The sequence below is a fragment of the Acetobacter garciniae genome (assembly GCF_017377735.1).
GTDB classification, from domain to species: domain Bacteria; phylum Pseudomonadota; class Alphaproteobacteria; order Acetobacterales; family Acetobacteraceae; genus Acetobacter; species Acetobacter garciniae.
This window is the reverse complement of the sequence record NZ_JAFVMH010000004.1, coordinates 185,356-206,696: the sequence shown is the minus strand read 5'-3', so window position 1 is coordinate 206,696 and position 21,341 is coordinate 185,356. Positions and strand designations below refer to the sequence as shown.

Annotated in this window: 18 protein-coding genes; 14 read left to right on the top strand and 4 right to left on the bottom strand. The window is 60.5% G+C overall.

The window, feature by feature from the left end:
* Window positions 1-578: 578 nt before the first annotated feature.
* From J2D77_RS10185 to J2D77_RS10150, 8 genes are all read left to right on the top strand, one after another.
* Entirely contained in the window at window positions 579-2,879 is a 2,301-nt protein-coding gene (locus tag J2D77_RS10185; protein ID WP_407927099.1) for a TonB-dependent receptor, read from the top strand.
* Between the two features lie 66 nt (window positions 2,880-2,945).
* Complete coding sequence (nadC, locus tag J2D77_RS10180; RefSeq protein WP_207846174.1) at window positions 2,946-3,800, top strand: carboxylating nicotinate-nucleotide diphosphorylase; 855 nt, start codon at window positions 2,946-2,948, stop codon at window positions 3,798-3,800.
* A complete protein-coding gene (gene phnN / locus J2D77_RS10175) occupies window positions 3,800-5,869 on the top strand; it encodes a phosphonate metabolism protein/1,5-bisphosphokinase (PRPP-forming) PhnN (protein WP_207846173.1) in 2,070 nt (689 codons plus the stop codon). Before nadC ends, phnN begins: the two co-directional genes overlap by 1 nt.
* A gap of 74 nt (window positions 5,870-5,943) precedes the next feature.
* Window positions 5,944-6,921 carry an ABC transporter substrate-binding protein gene (locus J2D77_RS10170; protein ID WP_207846172.1) on the top strand — a complete coding sequence of 326 codons (978 nt, stop codon included), beginning with the start codon at window positions 5,944-5,946 and terminating at the stop codon, window positions 6,919-6,921.
* 16 nt (window positions 6,922-6,937) lie between these two features.
* The gene (locus tag J2D77_RS10165; RefSeq protein ID WP_207846171.1) at window positions 6,938-7,750 is read left to right on the top strand and encodes an ABC transporter ATP-binding protein; all 813 of its coding nucleotides are present in this window, start codon (window positions 6,938-6,940) and stop codon (window positions 7,748-7,750) included.
* Entirely contained in the window at window positions 7,747-8,511 is a 765-nt protein-coding gene (locus J2D77_RS10160; RefSeq protein WP_207846170.1) for an ABC transporter permease, read from the top strand. Before J2D77_RS10165 ends, J2D77_RS10160 begins: the two co-directional genes overlap by 4 nt.
* A gap of 2 nt (window positions 8,512-8,513) precedes the next feature.
* Complete coding sequence (locus J2D77_RS10155; protein ID WP_207846169.1) at window positions 8,514-9,260, top strand: ABC transporter permease; 747 nt, start codon at window positions 8,514-8,516, stop codon at window positions 9,258-9,260.
* Window positions 9,261-9,574: 314 nt separating this feature from the next.
* Entirely contained in the window at window positions 9,575-10,312 is a 738-nt protein-coding gene (locus J2D77_RS10150; RefSeq protein ID WP_207846168.1) for a GntR family transcriptional regulator, read from the top strand.
* 69 nt (window positions 10,313-10,381) lie between these two features.
* Here the strand turns inward: J2D77_RS10150 and J2D77_RS10145 are convergent, their stop codons facing one another.
* The 4 genes from J2D77_RS10145 to J2D77_RS10130 form a co-directional block, all read right to left on the bottom strand.
* On the bottom strand, window positions 10,382-11,347 hold the full coding sequence (locus J2D77_RS10145) for a hypothetical protein (RefSeq protein WP_207846167.1): 966 nt from the start codon (window positions 11,345-11,347) through the stop codon (window positions 10,382-10,384).
* Between the two features lie 60 nt (window positions 11,348-11,407).
* A complete protein-coding gene (locus J2D77_RS10140; protein WP_207846166.1) occupies window positions 11,408-12,703 on the bottom strand; it encodes a class I SAM-dependent methyltransferase in 1,296 nt (431 codons plus the stop codon).
* Between the two features lie 67 nt (window positions 12,704-12,770).
* Complete coding sequence (locus J2D77_RS10135; protein WP_207846165.1) at window positions 12,771-13,319, bottom strand: dTDP-4-dehydrorhamnose 3,5-epimerase family protein; 549 nt, start codon at window positions 13,317-13,319, stop codon at window positions 12,771-12,773.
* 105 nt (window positions 13,320-13,424) lie between these two features.
* Complete coding sequence (locus tag J2D77_RS10130) at window positions 13,425-14,132, bottom strand: SDR family oxidoreductase (RefSeq protein WP_207846164.1); 708 nt, start codon at window positions 14,130-14,132, stop codon at window positions 13,425-13,427.
* 253 nt (window positions 14,133-14,385) lie between these two features.
* Here J2D77_RS10130 and J2D77_RS10125 point away from each other — a divergent pair, with 253 nt between their 5' ends.
* The 6 genes from J2D77_RS10125 to rfbF all read left to right on the top strand — a co-directional run bounded on the left by J2D77_RS10125 (window position 14,386) and on the right by rfbF (window position 21,321).
* Complete coding sequence (locus J2D77_RS10125; RefSeq protein ID WP_207846163.1) at window positions 14,386-15,930, top strand: MBOAT family O-acyltransferase; 1,545 nt, start codon at window positions 14,386-14,388, stop codon at window positions 15,928-15,930.
* A 9-nt stretch (window positions 15,931-15,939) separates the two neighbouring features.
* Complete coding sequence (locus J2D77_RS10120; protein ID WP_207846162.1) at window positions 15,940-17,826, top strand: HAD-IIIC family phosphatase; 1,887 nt, start codon at window positions 15,940-15,942, stop codon at window positions 17,824-17,826.
* Window positions 17,823-18,086: an acyl carrier protein gene (locus J2D77_RS10115; RefSeq protein WP_207846161.1), complete on the top strand. Its 264-nt coding sequence runs from the start codon at window positions 17,823-17,825 to the stop codon at window positions 18,084-18,086. The genes J2D77_RS10120 and J2D77_RS10115 overlap by 4 nt, the downstream gene beginning before the upstream one ends.
* 1 nt (window position 18,087) lies before the next feature.
* A complete protein-coding gene (locus J2D77_RS10110) occupies window positions 18,088-19,158 on the top strand; it encodes a hypothetical protein (RefSeq protein WP_207846160.1) in 1,071 nt (356 codons plus the stop codon).
* 41 nt (window positions 19,159-19,199) lie between these two features.
* A complete protein-coding gene (locus J2D77_RS10105) occupies window positions 19,200-20,237 on the top strand; it encodes an NAD-dependent epimerase/dehydratase family protein (protein ID WP_207846159.1) in 1,038 nt (345 codons plus the stop codon).
* A gap of 319 nt (window positions 20,238-20,556) precedes the next feature.
* The gene (gene rfbF / locus J2D77_RS10100) at window positions 20,557-21,321 is read left to right on the top strand and encodes a glucose-1-phosphate cytidylyltransferase (RefSeq protein WP_207846158.1); all 765 of its coding nucleotides are present in this window, start codon (window positions 20,557-20,559) and stop codon (window positions 21,319-21,321) included.
* Window positions 21,322-21,341: the final 20 nt, after the last annotated feature.

Below are 21,341 nucleotides of genomic sequence, written 5' to 3'. Positions count from 1 at the left end.
ACCTCTGTGCAGATCGACAGATTAACGGGGTTTTGAAATTGCAACCCGCTGACAGGCGCAGTCTGGATATGGGCGTGAGCGGGTATGCCGCGTCCTGACGTCGTGCGGGCCATCAGCGCCGGATATAGTCCCCACAGCCTTGCAGGTGCCGTCCAATACCATGTGATCGGTAGAATGGGGCGGTTGTGACCGGCTTCACCAGCTTCGCACCGCTGCGCGCTTTGACTCTGTTACACCCCTTCGATTCCTGATCGAAAATTAATTAATAATATCAACGAATTAACATGTGTTCGCATGAATTTTCATTTCGAACTTGACACGGTATGGGTTCTATCATCATATTGTCCGGACATTCGGACATGGCAAAAATACTGTCGCCAGAAAAATGTTTTGCGGCGGCGTTAAGATAGAAAATATCTTTTGTATAACTTTGCTTTTCTTTTCCGGCTGGGATATGGGTCTTGGCCAAACGCTTAACCAGGTCGTCATTAGGGGGATTATGCACGTCAATGAGCCACGCATCTGTCGCGCGCCATAGCGCCGTTCTTACCGCCTGCTCCGTACTGACACCGATTTTGATGCTTCCGTTGCCAGCTTTTGCCGCGACATCATCGCCGTCGGTTGAAACACCGGCCGCGCATAAAGCCAAAAGCAACCGTTCGAAGGCGGAAGCACTTCGTGGCCGCGGAACCGAACAGATTTCCGTCAATGCTTCGCATCGTGTCTCGCACGGCACGGAACAGTTCGTCGCACGCGAAACAATGTCAGAATTCACGTCAGGAACAAGTCCTTTCAAAATTCTTGCTACAACGACCCCGGGGGTGAATTTCACCACATCGGACGCGCTGGGCCTGGATACCTGGGCGAATTCCATGTATCTGCGCGGGTTCGACCAGAGCCAGATCGGCGTAACGCTTGATGGCATTCCCCTGGGGGACCAGTCGTTTCTCAAATATAACGGGCTGGATATCAATTCCGCGATCACGCAGGACAATATTTCGGCCATGAGCCTCTCGCAGGGGGCCGGGGCGCTGGATCTGCCGTCTGTGACCGCACTGGGTGGCGGCCTGCGGTTTTTCTCGTCCGATCCGTCTGAAAAGGCGGGGGGGCGGGTATCGCAGATGTTCGGCAGCTACGACACCTATCGCACCTATGTGCGGGCCGATAGCGGTGCGCTGAACTCCACCGGCACCAAGTTCTTTGTCTCCTACGCGCGTTCCTCCACCCAGAAATGGCGTGGTGCGGGCGAGCAGTTTCAGCAGCAGGTGAACGCAAAGCTTGTCCAGCCCATCGGGCAGGATAGCAAGATTACCGCTCTGTTCGACTGGTCGGACCTGTCGGAATTCAGCTATTCGGATCTTTCGCTCGATATCATCAACCATCTGGGCATGAATATCGATTCCTATTACCCGAATTATACCGCAGCCTACAAGGCCGCCCAAGGTATCTATCCCCCCGGCTATAACACGACCAAAAGCCCCAAGGACGTGTCTTATTACGATGCAGGGCAGGTCGAGAAGGATTTTCTGGGTGGCCTGAATTTCGATTTCGCGCTGACAAGCCGCCTGCGCTGGCAGTCTGTGGCCTACGCGCAGTCCACATCGGAATTCGGGACATATGGCAACCCGTATGTTCCATCCCCCGGCACGGGCGCGCCCCTTTCCGAACAGGTGCAGAACCCGGTCACGCATCGCTACGGCTTTACCTCCGGGTTGCAATATGCGATCAACCGGCACACGATCAGTTCGGGTATCTGGTACGAAAACGTGGGGTGGACGAACAAGCGCGTGTATTACAACGAACCCGCACTCGGCCAGGGCGCACCCCTGCTCACCACCGGTCCGTGGAACACCTATGGCCCGGCCTTTGCGGAACGCTGGGGGCAGAACTTCAACACCAATACGTTTCAGTACTACCTTCAGGATGTCTACAGGGTTCTTCCCAATCTTTCCTTCCGGGCGGGTTTCAAGTCCCTGCTCGTGACCACGGCGGGTGGTGGGAACTACAACAATCCCGTCATCAACAAGGAACCCTCCATTCCCAGCGGCTCCCTGACATCGGCCGCGGCTTTCCTGCCGCATTTCGCGGGGAACTGGACATTCCTGAAAAATCACGAGCTGTATTTCGATATATCCGAAAACATGCGTGCCTATACCTATAGTTCCTATGGCAAGCCGTGCGTGTGGTGTGCCGGCGATCAACCGACATTCCTGGCCGAACAAAAAAAGCTGCGCCCCGAACGGGACTGGGTTTACCAGTTGGGTTATCGGTATACGTCGGAATTTCTCGTGGCCTCCCTCAGCCTGTACCGTGTGAATTTCTATAACCGCCTGGCGCAGCTTGCTTCGGGCAACCGTCTCGATCCGCAGAACACGGTTTCGAACGTGGGGTCCGTGACCCAGAACGGTATAGATGCGGGAGTTACCCTGCACCCGGTCAAGCATCTGTCGATCTTCAACAGTGTCAGCTACAACCATTCGGTTTACGACGACAACATTACGTCATCCAACGTGGTCTATTCGGTAAAGGGCAAGAAGCTTGTCGGCTATCCGTCCTGGATGTACAAGACGAGCGTTTCCTACGACATCAATGACGTGAACATGCATTTCGACGCCAACTATGTCGGAAAACGCTATTTCTCCTATGTCAACGATACGTCCGTGCCGGCCTACTGGGTGGCCAATACCGGACTGTCCTATACGTTCAGGCATTATCGCCCGCTCAAAGGCCTGAAAATCAGCTTCAATGTCTATAACCTGTTCAATGAACGCTATATCAGCACGCTGGGCGAAAACGGCTTTCCATTGTCGGGTGACCTTGCGTCGATGTTCATTGGGGCGCCACGCCAGTTCTTCGGAACCCTTGATTATCATTTCTAGAAGGTTCCGTAATTCTCTTTTCTTGGCAAGACGACGGTCGCCGGACGCGGCCGCAAGGAAACCTGCATGTACGACCACTTTACACTTCTCAAGATGATCGATACCTGGCTGATGGAAGATATCGGCCAGTTCGATTTGACGGCGCAACTCATGGTGGCACCCGAAACGATCGGAACGTTTGTCATGAACGCCCGGGAAGCCATGACCGTCTCCGGCGTGGATGTCGCCGCCGCCGTGTTTTCGCGTTACGCGCCGCAATGCCAGGTTACGACATGCTGCCGCGATGGAGACACCCTGGCGCGCGGAGATATCCTGCTCAGCGTGACCGGTCCCGCGCAGTATCTGCTGACGGCCGAACGCACGGCGCTGAACATTGTCCAGCGCCTGTCGGGCATCGCCACGGAAACCGCGCGTTATGTGCGTGAACTGGACGGCACGGGGGTCAAGCTGCTGGATACGCGCAAGACCACGCCGGGGCTGAGAATGCTTGAAAAACACGCGGCTTATTGCGGGGGTGCCCTGAACCACCGGCTGGCGCTGGATAGCGGCATCATGCTCAAGGACAACCATATCGCGGTCAGCGGCGGCATTACGGCGGCCGTGGCGCGGGCGCGGGCACTGGCCCCCACCCTGACCCGGATCGAGGTCGAATGCGACCGGCTTGAACAGGTGCATGAGGCGGTCGCGACCGATGTCGATATCATCATGCTCGACAACATGTCGCTCGAGGACATGCGTGAAGCCGTGCGCGTGGTGAACGGCCGCGCGAAGGTGGAGGCATCGGGCGGCATCACGTTCGAGACCATCCGTGCCGTGGCGCAGACCGGGGTGGACTACGTGTCGTCCAGCCGGCCGTTCCAGTCTGCGCGGGCGGTGGATATCGGGCTGGACGAACCCAAGGCCGTGACGGAGCCTGGCTGATGACGGGCAGCGGCATTTTCTGCGTCGTGGTCGGAGCCAGCGGCGTTGGAAAGGATACGCTGCTGGCGGGCGCATGGGCCGCCCTGCGTGAGGATACGCGCTTTGCCTTTGCGCAGCGCGTTATTACCCGCCCCGAAAATGTGGGAACCGAAGGCCATGAAAGTGTCGGGGCGGAGGAGTTCGAGGCGCTCATGGCAAGCGGGGCCCTTGTACATGGCTGGAAGGCGCATGGCCTGTCCTATGGCTGGCGGACCGAACAGTTCGCAGCCCTTGCGCAGGGCGGGTGCGTGATTGCAAACGGATCGCGCGCCGATATCCCGGCCCTGCGTGAGAAATTTGCCAATCTGGTGGTGATCGAAATCACCGCCCGTGACGAAACCATCGCCCGGCGGCTGGCCACGCGGGGGCGCGAAAATGCGCAGGCCATAGCCAGCCGCCTGGCGCGCAAGCCCTTGCCCATGCCCGCCGATGTCAGCGTCTTTCACGTCTCCAACGATACGGACGTGCAAAGCGGGGTGAACGCTCTGGTCGCGACCATTCGCGCCATAGCCGACCGGCCGCGGCTGCGGCGCGTGGCTGTGGCGACGGGGCGGGGACCGGTGGTGTTCCTGCCCGGTAAGGCCACCGATGCGCCACCTGCCCACCGGCTTGAAATCCAGGCCGCCGGGCGCAGCCTTTGCGCGCAGGCCATGATGTGTCACGATCCATCGGTTGTCGGCGCGCATGAAATTGGCGTGTCGGACGACGGGTTCCGTTTTCTGGGGCTGCCCGAGGCCACGCCGGTGCTTATTGCGCGGGCACCTGCACCGCCAAGCCGGTCACTGCTGCAACAGCGGATCGCGGGGCATGTCCTGCGCGAAAGCGAATACGAAAACCTGTTCCGCGATATCGTGAACCGTCGCTATTCGGATGCCGAGGTCGCAGCCCTTCTCGTATCCATCATCCCCAACATGTCGATAGAGGAAACCGCGCGCGTTGCCCGTGCCCGCGCAAGCCTTGTGTCGCCCATGACATGGCCCGAAAAGATGGTGGTCGACAAGCATTCCCTCGGTGGGGTGCCGGGCAGTCGCATCACCCTGGTCGTGGTGCCCATTGTTGCGGCCTATGGCCTGCTTATTCCCAAGACATCCTCGCGCGCCATTACCTCGGCCTCCGGCACGGCGGAGGCCATGGAAACCGTGGCCCGGGTCGATCTGGGCATGGCTGAGATGGAGCAGGTCGTCGCCCGCACAGGCGGGTGCATTGCCTGGAACGGCCGACTGATGCATTCCCCGCTCGACGACATCGTCAATGACCTGACACGCCCGCTCAACCTGGAAACCAACCGCTGGTCTGTGGCCTCCATCCTGTCGAAAAAGCTGATCGCAGGGTCCACCCATGTCATGATCGACATTCCCTATGGCCCATTCGCCAAGGTGCATGACCTGGACCAGGCGACATTGCTGGCGGAACTGTTCGAAGCGGTGGGGGACAAGATGGGCCTGCGCGTGGGGGCGATGCCCACCGACGGCAGCAGGCCCATAGGCCGCGGCATAGGACCGGCCCTGGAACTGCGCGACGCCCGCGCCGTGCTGGCCGAAGATCCCGCAGCCCCGCCTGACATGCGCGAAAAGGCGTTGTGTTTCGCCGCCGAGATCATTGCCTTCGACCCGAACGTGCCCACGATCGCCGCAGCCCATGAGATCGCGCGCGATATTCTGCGCAGCGGGGCCGCCCTGGCGAAGTTCGAAGACATTATCCACGCCCAGGGGCCGCGTGTTCCTGCCGTGGCCCCGGGGCCCGTACGCCTGCCCGTTCGGGCGGGGCGGGCCGGTGTCGTGCGTGGCATCAATGGCTGGCGTATTGCCACCCTGGCGCGGCGTGCGGGGGCCCCGACCGATCTTTCCGCCGGGCTGGACCTGCACGCCAGCGTGGGTGATCGGGTGGAGGCCGATACGGTCGTGTTCACGCTCATGGGATCGTCCCTGCCGGACGTACAGGCCGCCGCTCACATGGCCGCGAGTGCGGGAGTAGGAAAATCCGCTGATGAAAGCAGTAAAGAAAATGGTTTCGATATCAGGGAATGTTGATACCCTATCGTAACGACATGGTTGTATGGGACTGACGGTGTGCCGCCGTTGCAGGTAGAGAAGGAAACCCGAGCATGAAACAGACAATTCAAGCGGCCGCCGCCATCCTGCGCGGTGGCGTTGTGGCGGGGGCTGTTCTGCTGGGTTGCGGGCTGTTCCAGCCAGGGGCGCGGGCTGCGGAAATTTCCGTCACCCAATGGGGGCAGAGCATGTACGGCGCCCCATACGCCGTTGCCCTGCATGACGGGCTTTTCAAGCCCTGTGGGGATATTGACGGTATTATCGGTTCGGCGGGCGGCGGGTCCACCGTGCGCAACATGATGGCGAGCGATCTGCCCTATGCCGAGGTAGCCTTTCCCGCCGCCGTGGCCGCCATCGCCCATCATCTGGACGTGATTATCGTCAATGTCGGGACCGATACCCCGGCCGGGGCGTCGGTCGTCACTACCAAGACCAGCGCGATCCATACGCTGGCCGACCTGGCGGGCCACAAGGTTGCCATCACCACGCCGCGTGCCTCATCCGAAATGCTGCTGCTCATGGAACTGCAACACAAGGGCATAGACCCAGCCAGCGTGCACCGGGTGGCGTCAGGTGGGTATGTGCAGGGGCTTTCCATGCTGGACAGCGGGGAGGTTGACGCCGCCGTGCTGATCGAACCCCTGGCCATTCGCAGGCGCGACGACTACCGCACCGTTGTCCGGGCCGAGGACATCCTGCCCCCCATGACCATGTCCGTCGGGATTACGACACGCGCCTTTGCAAGTGCTCATCCTGACACCCTGCGCTGCATCATCGGCCAGCGCCGCAAGGCGGTTGAACGGCTTTACGCCGCCCCGGCCGAGGCCGCGACCATTCTGGCCGAGGTGTACCACATGCCGCCGGAACTGGCCCGTGTTGCGATAGACAACATGGTCAAGGCGCATATGTGGAGCGATGGAGCGATCGACACCACGGAACTGAACCGCGCGGCCGACGGGCTGAAGCTGATCGGCGAACTGAAGGGCGACATCGACTGGAATACCGCCGTCAATTCATCATTCCTTAACTGAAACGATATTCCGGATCATGACAGAAAACGGACAAACAGACGTCCCCTGCGTGGAATTGCGGCAGGTCGAACAGCGTTTCACCACCCGCAAGGGCGGCAATGTTCACGCGCTTGGTCCCCTGGACCTGACATTGCGGCGGGGCGAATTTCTTTCCATCGTCGGGCCATCGGGGTGTGGCAAATCGACCCTGCTCGATATTCTGTCCGGCCTTGCGCGGCCTGCCGCAGGCCAGGCATTGCTGAACGGGCAGCCCATTCGCGGGGTGCCCGATGGCGTTGGCATCGTTTTCCAGGAAGATGCGTCCTTCGGGTGGCTTACGGTCGAGAACAATATTGCCTTCGGTCTCAAGCGCCGTGGCCTTGCGCGTGATGACATTGCGGCCCGCGTGGAACATGCGCTCGACTTCATGGGGCTCAGGCGGTTCCGGACCTCCTATCCCTCCCAGCTTTCGGGGGGCATGCGCCAGCGTGTGTGTATCGCGCGCACGCTGGTCATGCGCCCCAGCCTTATCCTGCTCGATGAACCCTTTGGCGCGCTCGACCAGCAGACACGCCTGTTGATGGGCGATGAACTGCTCAGGCTGTGGCGCGAGACCAACGCCACGATCCTGCTGATCACCCATTCGCTGGACGAGGCCGTCATGCTTTCGGACCGGATCGGCGTCATGTCCGCCCGGCCGGGCCGGCTGATCAAGCTGGTGGAAACCGGCTGGCCGCGGGAGCGCGACAGCACTGTCGTCTCCAGCCCGCATTATGGCGACCTGCTGAGCGAGATCTGGGCCCCCCTGCGCGCCGAAAGCAACCACCATATGGCGGCGAACAACGCATGAAGACCGGTCTGACAGCCATACCGTATGCCCTGCGTCTGCTGCTGATCGTCGTACTGGTGGGTCTCTGGCAGGTGTTCTGTTCTATCGGCCTGCTCGGCACGGGCATCGTGCCCGCACCCGTCACGATCTGGCATGATATGTGCGCGGTCATGGGGCAGTCTGCTTCCCGCGCGGCCTTATGGCTGAGCCTGCGCGATATCCTGATCGCGGCACTGATCGCAGGGGCGGGGGGGATAGCCGTAGGCATGATCGTCCACCCCATACGCCTGCTGCGTGCTGCGCTGGAGCCCTATCTGGCCAGCTACTACGCGGTGCCGACCTTCATTTTCTATCCCGCCCTCATTACCGTGACGGGAAGCGGGCGGCTGCCCATTATCCTGATCTCGATCATGCTCGGGATTGTCGCCATGATCACCACGACCCTGACAGCGCTGGATGGCGTGTCGCGTTCGATCGTGCGAACGGCCCGGGTATTCGGCCTGACACCGTTGCAGAACGTCATGTATGTGCGCATTCCGGCCGCGGCACCCATGCTGCTGTCGGGCCTGCGGTTGTGCGTGTCCTATGCGTTCATTGGGGTGATCGCTTCGGAATTCATCATGTCGGATGCGGGCGTCGGTTACCAGATCGCCTATGCCTACGACAATTTCGATACTGACACGATGTACGGCTATATCGGCTGCGTGGTTGTGCTGGCCGCTGCCACCACGCTGGGTTTCGACATGATTGCCGCCGAACCGGTCAAAAGGGAGGGCGCATAGCCATGACCGCCATCCAGGCCCATTTTCGTGCCGTCGCCCCTCCGGTCGTGCTGATGGGGGCCGTGCTGGTTTTGTGGCAGGTTGCGTGCTGGGCGTATCCCCACCCCGAACCCGGCCCGGTTTCCGTGGCGGCAACATTGCTGCACCTGATGGGCAAGGCCTATTTCTGGCATAATGCGGCGGCAACCGGCCGGTCTTTCCTGCTGGCCAGCGGCATTTCCATTGCCGTGGGCGGTGCCCTGGGCCTGCTGATCGGCAGTTCACGGCTTCTGTCGTGGTATCTGGCCCCCTTGCTCATGATCTTCCAGACCGTGCCCAAGATCACGCTCTACCCCATCGTGCTTGAACTCTTCGGGCTGGGCATGGCCCCCAAGGTGGCCTTCGGGGTCATGCACGGGGTTATTCCGGTCTATTTCATTACCAGCCGCCTGGTTGCGGGTGTGCGCAAAGTTCTGCTGCGTTCGGCCCGGGTCATGCGGCTTGGCGCGGCCGAGCGGTTCTATTTCGTCATTGTCCCGGCCATCCTGCCCGATATGATCGCAACGCTGCGTGTCTCGGTCGCGCTCTGCCTGCTGGGCGTGCTGATCGGGGAAATGTTTGCGTCCCATAGCGGGCTCGGCTTCATGGCGGTGAACGCCATCAACCTGGGTGACACGCCCGTGACCCTGGCCGTGGGGTTTTTCCTGGCGTTCATGGCAGTCGGCATCAATACGCTGCTGCTCTATTGCGAACACAAGCTGCGTCACTAACGCCCTGCCCCCATAGGCGGCTCATGCCCGCCCCAAGCCAGCAAGCGCCATTCTCCGTTACGGGGTGTGGCGCTTGGTGCATCTGGCAGCGGGGGAGTGCCCCCGGGTTGCGCCAGGGCCGTCCGGCTGTGGCGTTGCAGCCATGCCGTCCCGATCAATACCGGCTACTGGAAAAAAGCGCGATCATAGACTAACACTATGCGCCCGACAGGTGTCGGGCACGCCGCGAGCGCATGATCGCATAGTCAGAAAGGCCGGGCCGGAGAGTGAAACAGAAGAGTACGCTTCCGCAAGGGGAGAGTGGCACAATCTCCTTGTCCGAGCTTTCCATTCCCGACCCGTCCCTGTCGGAACCGCTTTACGCCCAGATCGCCTCGTCCATGGCCGCCCTGATCCAGGCCCGGCGCCACCGTCTTGCGGGCTATATGCTCCCGCCCGAGACGCGCTGCATGGAATATTTCGGTGTCAGCCGTGCGACCGTGCGCCAGGCGATGGACCGTCTGGTATCCGACGGGCTGGTCGTGCGCGGGCGGGGGCGTGGCACCTTTATCGCCGCCGAACGCCTGGCCCATGACCTGACCGTGGCGTTCGAGGACGAACTGCTGATAACCCAGCGGATCATGACCTTCCGCCTGATCGCGCATGACATCTGCCCGGCCCCTGCCATCGTGGCGGCGGGGCTCGATATTCCGGAGGGGGAGCGCGTGTTGCAGTTCAAGCGCGTTCGCGTGCTGGATGGCCACCCCCTGGCTTATGAAACACGCTATATGGCCGCAGCCCTTGCCGCTGTCGTCACCCCGGACATGATGGCGAACCTGCCTATCGTGTCACTCCTGCGTGCGATCGAAAAACATCCTTATCGCATCATCAACAAGATCAGTTGCGTGAAGACAGCGGTCGATGTCATGAAACATCTTGAACTCAGCCGCAGCCGTCATGTGCTGCAATCCGAACATGTCTATCTCACGCGTCAGGACGAACGCCTGCTTTACGGAAAAGTGCTGTTCTGCCGTGACGATATAGAATTTGTGGTGGATTCCAAGATTTCCTGACCGTTAGGCACATACTCATGCCGGCCCGGCCCGGTGCGTAGCGTCGCCTATGCGGTGACAGGGCGCGCCTTAATGGAAAATGGATGGAACGCGCCCGGAACGCACAGATCCATACCATTCGGCCAACAGCCTGCGCAGCTTCTGGTTGAGTGAGACGAAACGCCGCCTGAAGGCGTCCCGCAGCAAGGGCATGTAGAAACCGCGCGGAAAACGCGCCAGTTTACGCCTGAACGGACTGCCCGGTATGAAATACGTCTCGGGCCGGCCTTCGTAACGGATTGCGCTGGCAATGTAACGGCTTGTATCGAGCACGGGGTGGATAAATTCGTCCACCGCCGGGGTTTTAACATCGTCTTCCAGATAGGCGGGTTCGTGACTGTAGCGCTCGATCGCCCCATAGGATGAAAGTTCGGCCAGCTTGAACCCTGCCAGCGATAGCTCGGTGGGAATAAATGCCTCGCAATGGGGCCAGTTCCGTGCGGAACCGTCGGGAAGCCGCGCGGACATGGATAGTCTTTTTTCAAAAAGGAAACGCACGGCCCTGTTGGAGAAAATGCCCAGTGGCAGAAGCATTTTCACGACATCATCCTCGGGGTAGACATCCGCACAGGTCTGGCGGAACCACCAGTTCTTCAGCGGCGGTCCCTTTGTGGTGCCGACCAGATCCGCCCTGTCGTCCAGGACCTTTGCCATCACCGCGTCAAGGTCGATATTGGCCATGACATCATATTCGAACAGGATATAATAGTCGTAATCGGGGCAGGCTTTCATGAAGTAATACAGCGCGTAATCAACATTGTTCCATAACATTTCGCCCTCGCCACCGCGGGCCAGCCCCATGGCCTCCAGTTCGCTCTCGGTAAATGTCATGAACGGCAGGCCCGCAACCGGCGGGCACGTTCCTGCCGTGTTATTGGCAACGATATGGACATCGCCATGCCTGACGATCTGGCGCAGCCGGGCAAATTGCCGTTCGATAAAGCTGTCCCAGACATGGGTACGGAACAGAACCGCATAACGGGGGGGATGGTCCATTGTCATGTCATCCGGGCGTCAGGGCTGGAATACGCCTTGCAACAAGCCGATCCGAGCGGTTCAGAGAATTTCCAATGTCGGGATCGGCACCACGAACCGGCCGCCCCATTCCCTGATATCGGCCATGCTGGTCATGATCTCGTCCTTCAGGTTCCATGGCAGAATAAGCACGTAATCGGGGCGCGCCTTGCGCAGGGCATCGGGGTGAAGGATGGGAATACGTGTGCCCGGTAGCAGCAAATTCTGCTTATAAGGGCTGGCATCGACGGTAAAGGGGATCAGTTCCGGGCCGATCCCGCAGTAGTTCAGCAAGGTGTTCCCCTTGGCCGGGGCACCGTACGCAGCCACCGTCGCACCTTCCCTGTGGGCCTTGATGACAAAGTCCAGGACATCGCATTTTATGGTCACGATCTTTTTTGAAAAATCGCGATAGGTCTGGATATCTTCCAGCCCGCCCGCACGTTCGCGGCCCATCATTTCTTCCACCGATGGCAGGGTAGGCAAAAGCGCATTGGCGGAAGGCGTGGCATAAACGCGCAGTGACCCGCCATGCGTGGGCAGTTCCTCGACATCGAACACTCTGAGATCATGCATGGCGAGCGCGCGGCGCATGACCAGCAGCGAAAAATAGGAAAAATGCTCGTGATAGATCGTGTCGAACTGGTATTGCGAGATCAGTTGCAGCAGGTGGGGAAATTCGAATGTCACGACCCCATCATCGGCCAGCAGGATCCTGAAGCCTTCTAAAAAGTCATGCAGGTCGGGCACATGGGCTACGACATTGTTGGCGACCATCAGGTTCGCGGTATATCCGGCCTCTTTCAGCCGAAGGGCGGTCTGCTGGCCGAAAAAGGCGATATCGGTGGGAATGCCTTTCGATATCGCGACTTCCGCGACATTGGCTGCGGGTTCCACCCCCAGTGCCGGAATACCCGCCTGGGACGCATATTGTAAAAGATAACCGTCATTGGAGGCAATTTCCACGACAAGGGACTGACGACCAAGCCCGAAGCGTGAAATCTGCTTGCGGATATAGGCCTGCGCATGCCGGAGCCAGCTTTCGGAATAGGATGAAAAATACAGATAGTCGCCGAATATGGCCTGGGGGGATTCGAACTCCGCCAACTGGACCAGGTGGCAGTCATCGCAGATAAACGCGTGCAGGGGATAAAATGCCTCCATCGCGTTTTCCAGCTCTGGCTTTATGTAGGAATTGGCCAGGGGCGAAAGCCCCAGATTGGCAACACTGGTGCTCAGCGCCGCCCCGCATAAACGGCAATGCGTCACGGCTACATGGGCAAGGTCCGGCACGCATGTGCTGGCCGGGCTTGGGGGGGTAAGTGTTACAGGGTCCATTGCCGTGCCTTTTGCATAAGGGGTTATGGCGAAAAATCCATGCCAGACAGTCCTGGCCCCGCTCGCGTCATGGGAGGGAAAACGCCGCAGCCCGGTAAGGGGGCCATGTTCTGTCCTGCTGGGAAATACAGGTGACCGGCAGGGGCCACACAATGTTCAGCGCGGGATCGTCGAACCGAATGCCGGTGCCCGAACCGGGGGAAAAAACATGCGACATCGCATAAAAAACCTCGACATCGTCGGTCAGTGTCTGGAAACCATGTGCACATCCCGTGGGAATATATAAAAGCCGGTCATCGTCCGCATCCAGAACAAAGGATTCTTTTTGCAGATAGCTGGGGGAGGCGGAACGAAGATCGCAGACAACGTCTTCGATCGCACCGCGGATACAGCGTACCAGCTTGACCTCCATATGTGGTGGAAGCTGGAGGTGCATGCCCCGGACCGTGCCTGCCCGTGCCGTGCGGGAACTGTTCATCTGCACAAAGTCGGCACATAGCCCGCGCGCGGAAAATTCGTCACGGCAGAACAGCCGCCCGAACGATCCACGGTTATCGATATGGCGTTCGATACCGATCTTCCATAAACCTTCGATCCGCGTCGGCTCAAAGATCATGGTTACCCCATATGTGCAGGAAAGCCGTGCCAACCCGATATTTCGCGGTGTCTGGATGTTAAGACGGGATCGCCTTCAAAAGTTTCCATTGGGTAAAAAAAATCGTCATGCGTTTTCAGGGCGGATGACGATGTCGGTCAGTTCAAACCGGCGCGGCGTGCCAAGGCAGTACAGGATGGTGCGGGCGATATCGTCGGGCTGGAGCAGGGCGATACGACTGCCCGTCCTGGCTTCGCTGTCCAGCACTGTCTGCTGCATTGCGGTGTCAGTACGGCCGGGAAAGACGTTCAGCACGCGAACATGGCGGCCCCTGAGCGTGGGACGAAGGCCGTCGGCGGCAATTTTCAGGGCGCGTTTGCTGGCGGTGTAGGCGCCGTGTGCATGGCCTGCCGGGTTCAGCGCGGCAGTCGAGTTGACAAAAACAATCTGCCCCCGTGCCTTGAGTACGGCTGCAAGGCACAGGGATGACAATGCCATGGGCGCGGTAACATTGATGGCCTCAAGCAGGGTTGCGTTCTGTCCCGCGTCGGCCGGGCCGGGCAGGAACAACCCCGCGCAATGAACCAGCACGTCCATGCGGTCGGCACAATGGCGCGCAAGGGATTGGCGATCGCCCTCATCGGTCAGATCGGCCGGGACTACGGTTGTGCGTGCAATCCCTAACGAGGCGGCGAGGGCCAGCAGGGATGCGGGCTGCCGCCCGGTCAGAATGACATGACAGCCCGCTTCCGCCAGATGCCGCGCCACGGCCGCCCCTATGCCGCCAGAAGCACCTGTCACCAGTGCCACACTGTCTTTTTCAGGAAAGCTCATGGAAAGGAAAACCCTTTTTGCGTCGCATGACGGGGATTTCGCACGCGTTCCACGGTATTACGATCCAGCGACGTCTTTCCCGCAAGGTAATGTGCATGATCACGAAAACGTGTTCGGGGGGTGTTGTCACGAAAGAGAATGGCGGCGTTGAACGCACTGGAACGCGGCCACGGCGCGGACAATGATTTTTGGATTGAGATCAGGACAAGACTAGATGGCAGGCCGTGGGACGCCTTCTTCCTGGGGGAAGCTCATGCTGTTCAATTCAAAGATATTTCTTGTCTATTTCCTGCCCGTGGTCCTGCTGGGCTTTGTCCTGCTGACCAGGCTGGGCGCGCGCCGGGCCTCGGTCGCGTGGCTGAGTGTCGCATCGGTGGTGTTCTATGGCTGGTGGAATATCCAGGCCGTGCCGCTGTTCATGCTGAGCATTATCGCAAACTTCCTTATGGGCAAATCCCTTGCCCGAACCCGCTCCGCATGGCTGCTGCTTGTTGCGGTGGGCGTCAATCTGGGGGTGCTGGGATACTACAAATATGCCGGTTTCGTGGTATCCGTGGCAGTGGACGCCACAGGGGTGGACTGGACGATCCCGCATATTGTCCTCCCCCTTGCGATATCCTTTTTCACTTTCCAGCAGATTGCCTATCTGAGCGACGCCTATGACGGGACGGCGGTCCAGCATAGTTTTCTCGATTACTGTCTGTTTATTTCCTTCTTCCCCCATCTGATCGCGGGCCCCATCACCCATCACAGCGAGATGCTGCCCCAGTTCAACCGGTTGATGAGCGGGCGGGGGGAAGCAGGGCGTGCTGCCGTGGGAATGACGCTGTTCCTGATCGGGCTGTTCAAGAAAGTGATCCTTGCAGACCCGATGGGCGCTTATGCAACACCCGTCTTCGCGCTGGCCGGTGCAGGCCATGTGCCCGCAATGGGTGCGGCCTGGGCGGGGGCCGGATCGTATGCATTGCAGATATATTTCGATTTTTCCGGGTATACGGATATGGCGATCGGGCTGGGGCTGCTGTTCGGGATCAGCCTGCCGCCGAATTTCGACAGTCCTTTCAAATCGCGCAATATCATAGAATTCTGGTCGCGCTGGCATATGACGCTCACCCGTTTTCTGACCGCCTATATCTACAACCCGCTTGTGCTGCGCCTGACACGTGCGCGGGCGAAAAAGGGCCTGCGACTGCCCAGGCGTGGCCAGCACACGCTGGGCACGTTCGCGACACTGGTCGCCCTTCCTTCGCTCTTTACCATGTTTCTTTCCGGGCTCTGGCATGGCGCGGGGTGGCAGTTCATCGTGTTCGGCCTGTTGCACGGGGTTTATCTCAGCATCAATCACGGCTGGCGCAGCCTTAAGGCGGCCCTGGGCTACCGGATCGACGGCGGGTGGATCGCCCATGCGGGCTCGGTCCTGCTGACATGCCTGTGCGTGCTGGTGGGGCTGGTCTTCTTCCGCGCAGATAGCGTATCGGCAGCTCGGGCCATTTTGCACGGCATGGTGCTGGGTGCGCCGCAGGGGGGTGGCGCCATCGCGGTCGGGTTGCGGCAGGTGATGCTGATCGCAGTACTGCTGCTGGTGGTCTGGGGCCTGCCCAATGCCGGGCAATGGATGCGCAATTTCCAGACCGCACTCAATTACCGGCCCGCGCGATCCTGGCTGGAACGCGCCTGGCCCAGCAGTGCGTGGCGGCCGGGGCCTGTCTGCGGGCTGGTGGTGGGTGCGGTGGGTATGCTGGCCGTCATGCGCGCCCTTTCCGCAGCGCCGACTGAATTTCTCTATTTCCAGTTCTGAGGGCGGTTCATGGAACAGCTTTTCTGGCTGCCGCCACATGCGGACCTGTCGGGTGCGATCCGCGCGGCACGCGTAGGGACAGACCCGCAGATACGCTTGCAGGCCGCGCGTAACCTTTCAGCCTTTCGCAGGGATTTTGTCCAGACCGGCATGCTCGACCGCCTCATCCCCCAGGCAGTGGAGGCCCCCGAGGGGCTGCGGGCCTGCCGCCTGGCGATCCTGGCGTCGCATACGGTTGAACACCTGCTGCCCGCCATCCGCGTGGCCTGCCTCGCGCGCGGCCTGCTGGCGGAGATCTGGTGCGCACCGTACGGGCAATACCGCCAGGCCCTTCTGGCGCCAGATGGCGATCTGGCCCGTTTCGCACCGGATTTCATCCTTCTCGCCCTGGACCGGTGGGACACGCCGCTGGATGTGGGGCTGGGGGCCACGTCCGAGATGGCGGAGGCCGCAACAGCCCGCAGGGTGGAGGAACTGCGCGGCCTGTGGCGGCGGGGCAGGGCCCTTGGGGCAACCGTCATCCAGCAAAGCCTGATCCGGCCGGATACGCGTCTGTTCGGTTCGTATGATAGGCAGGTTCCCGGCTCGCCCACCGCCATTGCAGCACGACTGGACAGCGCCTTGTGCGATACGGCGAAGGCCGAAGGCGTGCCGGTTCTGGATATGGAGGTCTGCGCGGCCCTGACGGGGGGCGCACAAGCGCTGGGCGATCCCGCGCGCTGGCATCAGGCCAAGCAACTGGTCACCCCCGCCGCCGCACCGACTTATGGGGACGTGCTGGCCCGTATCATGGCGGCAGCCTGCGGCCTGTCGCGTAAATGCCTTGTTCTGGACCTGGACAATACGGTCTGGGGTGGTGTGGTGGGGGATGACGGGCCGGAGGGGCTTCGGCTTGGGCAGGGCAGCCCGGAAGGAGAATCCTATACCGCATTCCAGCATTACATCGCCCAGCTTGGGCAGCGCGGTATTGTGCTGGCGGTTTGCAGCAAGAACGACACGGACATGGCGGAACGCGGCTTCGCCCATGCCGATATGGTTCTCAAGCGTGGCGATATCGCGGCCTTTGTCGCCAACTGGGATGACAAGGCCACCAACATACGCATGATCGCGCAGACATTGGGGCTGGGGCTGGACGCCCTGGTGTTCGTGGATGACAACCCGGCCGAACGCGCCATTGTCCGGCGCGAACTGCCGATGGTCGCCGTTCCCGAAATGCCAGACGACTGCGCGTTATATCCGCAGGTGCTGGCCGCCAGCGGATGTTTCGAGGCCGTGTCCTTCACGCCCGACGATCTCCAGCGCAACCGCAGCTATGCCGCCAATAACGCGCGGGCGGCGGCCATGCAGGGCGCAACGGACCTTGACGGATACTTGCGGGAACTGGACATGCGCCTGCTCGCCTCGCGCATTGACGATGCGTCCCTTGCGCGGGCGGTGCAGTTACTCAACAAGACAAACCAGTTCAACCTGACCACACGGCGATACGGCGAGGCCGAGTTCCGCCTTGTTCTTGCAACACCCGGTGTGCAGGGCTGGGCGTTTCGCCTGATCGACCGGTTTGGCGATAACGGGCTGGTCAGTGTCGTGCTGACCCGGGCGGAGGCGGACGAGCAGCGCAACCTGATCGAGAACTGGGTGATGAGCTGCCGCGTTCTGGGGCGTGGCGTGGAGAACGCGATCTTTGCCGTACTGGCGCTGGATGCGTGTGAACGCGGGGTGGGGGCAATGCGTGGCGAATACAGGCCGACCCCGCGCAACGCCATGGTCTCTACCCTGTATGGGCGGCTGGGCTTTGACGGTCCCGATCCCGCCGGCACGGACGGTGCGGTTTCATGGCGATACGACATGCGGCGCGGTGTGCCGCCATCGCCTTTCATCAAGGTGGAAATGACATGACCCAAAGCAGGATCTATGACGAACTGAATACGATTTTCCGTGATGTCCTGGATGACGATACGATCGTGCTCCTGCCTGAAACCACAGCGGCGGACCTGCCGGGTTGGGACAGCCAGACCCATATCATGCTGATCGTCGCCGCCGAGACGCATTTCGGAATTCATTTCAGGACGGCGGAACTCGACCGGCTTCACAATGTTGCCGATTTTGTCGACCTCATCGAAGCCCGATGCGCAAAAAATCAGGGGGCAGCCGGTTAACATGCATGACGAGAAGCTTCTGGGCGGCGAGGGCACAACAATCCCCAATGCGGATACACTCCGCCGGTCCACGGCCGATGCGCTCTCACCCGGGCGGGGGCGTGCATGGCGCCGCTTCATGCGTTTTCCCCGTTTCGGCATAAGCTATTTTGCCTGGCTGGCCTGTGGCGGGCTGCTCTGCCTTGCGGCCTTCATGGTGCTCCTGCGCGGGCTGGATGCTGTGGGCCACCTGCCGCCACCCGCCTTGTCGAACAGTGTCTGTGTTGATGAAAAACTGCGTTTCCTGCGGGAGAAGGGAGAAATATCGCCAAACCTGCTGATTGTGGGCTCATCCGTTGCGTGGCGCGGCGTGGATAGTGCAGCACTCGAGGCCTCGACCCCCGGCGCGCAGGTGCTCAACGGGGCGTTTTGCGGGCTCAAGGCCACGCAGACAGCCTTTGTAACGGACTGGCTGCTGCACCATTACCATGCCGTGCGCGTTGTCGTCATGCTGGTGGTGCCACAGGATTTCACCGGATGCCGCCAGGTGGCGGATCACGTGTTCAACATCCATGATGCGGATGCCTATGTTTTTGCGCGCCGGTCGCGCTGGGGGTTTTATTATCGCTATTTCGATCCGGTTTCGCTGTTGCATAACGCCGTTGGCATTGCGGCCCAGCGGCAGAACCGCACCCCCCTGGACCCGCTGGTGTTCACCCCGACGGGGGATGGGCCGCTCAATACTATCGTGACCCGCCCGACATTGGGCGACCTGGCCATGCCCGATTTCGATACCACCTGTTTTACCGCCATGCGGGACATGGCCCGGCATTTAAGTGCGGCGGGCATACGCATGACGGTGGTTGAAATGCCGCTCAAGCCCGAATGGCACCGGCTTTACGATCCCGCCTGGCATGTGGCGGACACCTTCGACCAACGGCTGGATGCAGCCCTGGCGGGAAGTGACGCACGCCGGTGGAACGCCGATTACAGCACCCCGCTGATGGATGCAGATTTTACGGATGCCGTTCATATTCGCTGGTCTGCCGCGACATCGCTTTCACGCGTTATCGGCAGGCATATCTATCAATAACAGCACTGCCCCGCGCAGGCGCAACAGGGACGAGACAGACAATGCATATCCTGATCGTTGGTAACATGGGTTACGTCGGTCCCGTCGTGGTGCGGCACATGCGCATGACATTCCCCGATGCGCGGATTGTCGGCTACGATTCATCCCTGTTCGGACAATCCCTGACCACGCGCGGGCCCTTGCCCGAGGTTTTTCTGGACGCCCAGTATTTCGGCGACGTGCGCGACCTGCCCGAAGCCTTGCTTGAAGGGGTGGATGTGGTCGTTCAACTGGCGGCAATTTCCAACGATCCCATGGGCAACCGCTTCGAGGTCGCGACCGATGCGATAAACCGGGGTGCCAGTGTCAAGGTGGCGGAAGCCGCCGCACAGGCCGGGGTGGGGCATTTCGTCTTTGCCTCCAGTTGCAGTGTCTATGGGTGCGCGGCCGGCGCGCCCCGCACGGAGCGCGATCCCGTGGAGCCGCTGACAGCCTATGCACGGTCCAAGATCGATACCGAACGTGCGCTGCGCCAGGTTGAGCTTGGCGACATGATGGTGACATGCCTGCGCTTTGCGACGGCCTGCGGTTTTTCTGACCGGCTGCGGCTGGATCTTGTGCTGAACGATTTTGTAGCCAGCGCCCTGACAACGGGCGAGATCGTCGTGCTGAGCGATGGCACGCCTTGGCGCCCCCTGATCCATGTGCGCGACATGGCGCGCGCCATCGAATGGGCCATGTCGCGCACGGGTGATCCCATGCTGGTCATCAACGCGGGGAGCGACACCTGGAATTATACGGTGCGCGACCTGGCCGAGGCCGTGGCGACGCAACTGCCCGGTACCACAGTCAGCATCAATACCGCGGCCCCGCCCGACCGCCGTTCCTACAAGGTGGATTTTTCGCTTATGTCCGAACTCGCCCCCGATCACCTGCCGCGCATGACCCTGGAGAACGCAATTGGCGAACTGATAGGCGGGCTGCGCGGGTTCGGTTTTGCCGACCGGGATTTCCGCCATTCATCGCTGATCAGGCTGCATGCGCTGGCAGGCATGATGGAAGACGGCAGGTTGTCAAACGACCTGCGCTGGGTCTCCTGAACAGCCCCATGCCTGCGGAATGTCTGAATATATGGCGATAAAATAATGGATTATTCCTGAACGGGAAGGCAGGAACGCGCGCGTTGTGGACATCCGCGCGGCGGATATGCAGCACCGGCGTTCACGCATGGCAAGGCGGGATGGTATTCGTGTGGGGGATGGGGGTGGGTGTCACGAGTATACAAATTATGGAAACATGGGAACTTTAAGCCTTTGATAAAGATTATTCCGAAGGCCGGGACGTGCTGCGCGTCCGGTTCTCATGCCTGGTGGATGGCGTAAACCATGGTCGGCCGGGCCACAAAAGGAGAAGAACGTCATGAAAGCCGTCATCCTGTCGGGTGGTTATGGCACACGTCTGATGGAAGAAACCCAAAGCAGGCCCAAACCCATGGTCGAGATCGGAGGGCGGCCGATCCTGTGGCATATCATGAAGATCTATTCCCAGTCCGGCATCAACGATTTTGTCATACCGCTGGGCTACAAGGCGGAAATGATAAAGCAGTATTTTGCGAATTATCATCTGCTGTCAGCCGATATCACGGTCGATCTGCAAAACGAGTCCATCAGCATGCTGAAAAGGACAGCCGAACCCTGGCGGGTGACCCTGGTCGATACGGGGCTGGAGACCATGACCGGCGGACGCTTGAAGCGCCTGCGCCCCTATCTGGACGACGAACCCTTCTGCATGACCTATGGCGATGGCGTGGCCGAAATCAAGGTTTCCAACACTGTCGATTTTCATAAAAGCCATGGCCGTCTGGCCACGGTGACGGCGGTCAAGCCGCCTGCGCGCTTTGGCACGCTGGAGATCGAAAACGGCCGGGTTGGCGCTTTTCGCGAAAAGCCGATCGAACAGGATTACGTCAATGGCGGGTTTTTCGTGCTCTCGCCTGGCGTCTTCGATTATCTGGAAGATGACGAAACCGTTTTCGAACGCGGCCCGCTCGAACGCCTGGCGCAGGATGGGGAACTGATGGCGCTCAAGCACGATGCCTTCTGGCATTCCATGGACACGCTGCGCGACAAGCGCCACCTGGACGAATTATGGGCCACCCAGCAGGCCCCATGGCGCATATGGTAGAAACGGGTGCTGCATAGGGC

What these genes read in the sequence shown, in the direction of transcription:
- J2D77_RS10185 (WP_407927099.1), top strand. Translation starts at nt 579, where the DNA reads ATGCTTCCGTTGCCAGCTTTTGCCGCGACATCATCGCCGTCGGTTGAA.
- nadC (WP_207846174.1), top strand. Translation starts at nt 2,946, where the DNA reads ATGTACGACCACTTTACACTTCTCAAGATGATCGATACCTGGCTGATG.
- phnN (WP_207846173.1), top strand. Translation starts at nt 3,800, where the DNA reads ATGACGGGCAGCGGCATTTTCTGCGTCGTGGTCGGAGCCAGCGGCGTT.
- J2D77_RS10170 (WP_207846172.1), top strand. Translation starts at nt 5,944, where the DNA reads ATGAAACAGACAATTCAAGCGGCCGCCGCCATCCTGCGCGGTGGCGTT.
- J2D77_RS10165 (WP_207846171.1), top strand. Translation starts at nt 6,938, where the DNA reads ATGACAGAAAACGGACAAACAGACGTCCCCTGCGTGGAATTGCGGCAG.
- J2D77_RS10160 (WP_207846170.1), top strand. Translation starts at nt 7,747, where the DNA reads ATGAAGACCGGTCTGACAGCCATACCGTATGCCCTGCGTCTGCTGCTG.
- J2D77_RS10155 (WP_207846169.1), top strand. Translation starts at nt 8,514, where the DNA reads ATGACCGCCATCCAGGCCCATTTTCGTGCCGTCGCCCCTCCGGTCGTG.
- J2D77_RS10145 (WP_207846167.1), bottom strand. Translation starts at nt 11,347, where the DNA reads ATGGACCATCCCCCCCGTTATGCGGTTCTGTTCCGTACCCATGTCTGG.
- J2D77_RS10140 (WP_207846166.1), bottom strand. Translation starts at nt 12,703, where the DNA reads ATGGACCCTGTAACACTTACCCCCCCAAGCCCGGCCAGCACATGCGTG.
- J2D77_RS10135 (WP_207846165.1), bottom strand. Translation starts at nt 13,319, where the DNA reads ATGATCTTTGAGCCGACGCGGATCGAAGGTTTATGGAAGATCGGTATC.
- J2D77_RS10130 (WP_207846164.1), bottom strand. Translation starts at nt 14,132, where the DNA reads ATGAGCTTTCCTGAAAAAGACAGTGTGGCACTGGTGACAGGTGCTTCT.
- J2D77_RS10125 (WP_207846163.1), top strand. Translation starts at nt 14,386, where the DNA reads ATGCTGTTCAATTCAAAGATATTTCTTGTCTATTTCCTGCCCGTGGTC.
- J2D77_RS10120 (WP_207846162.1), top strand. Translation starts at nt 15,940, where the DNA reads ATGGAACAGCTTTTCTGGCTGCCGCCACATGCGGACCTGTCGGGTGCG.
- J2D77_RS10115 (WP_207846161.1), top strand. Translation starts at nt 17,823, where the DNA reads ATGACCCAAAGCAGGATCTATGACGAACTGAATACGATTTTCCGTGAT.
- J2D77_RS10110 (WP_207846160.1), top strand. Translation starts at nt 18,088, where the DNA reads ATGCATGACGAGAAGCTTCTGGGCGGCGAGGGCACAACAATCCCCAAT.
- J2D77_RS10105 (WP_207846159.1), top strand. Translation starts at nt 19,200, where the DNA reads ATGCATATCCTGATCGTTGGTAACATGGGTTACGTCGGTCCCGTCGTG.
- rfbF (WP_207846158.1), top strand. Translation starts at nt 20,557, where the DNA reads ATGAAAGCCGTCATCCTGTCGGGTGGTTATGGCACACGTCTGATGGAA.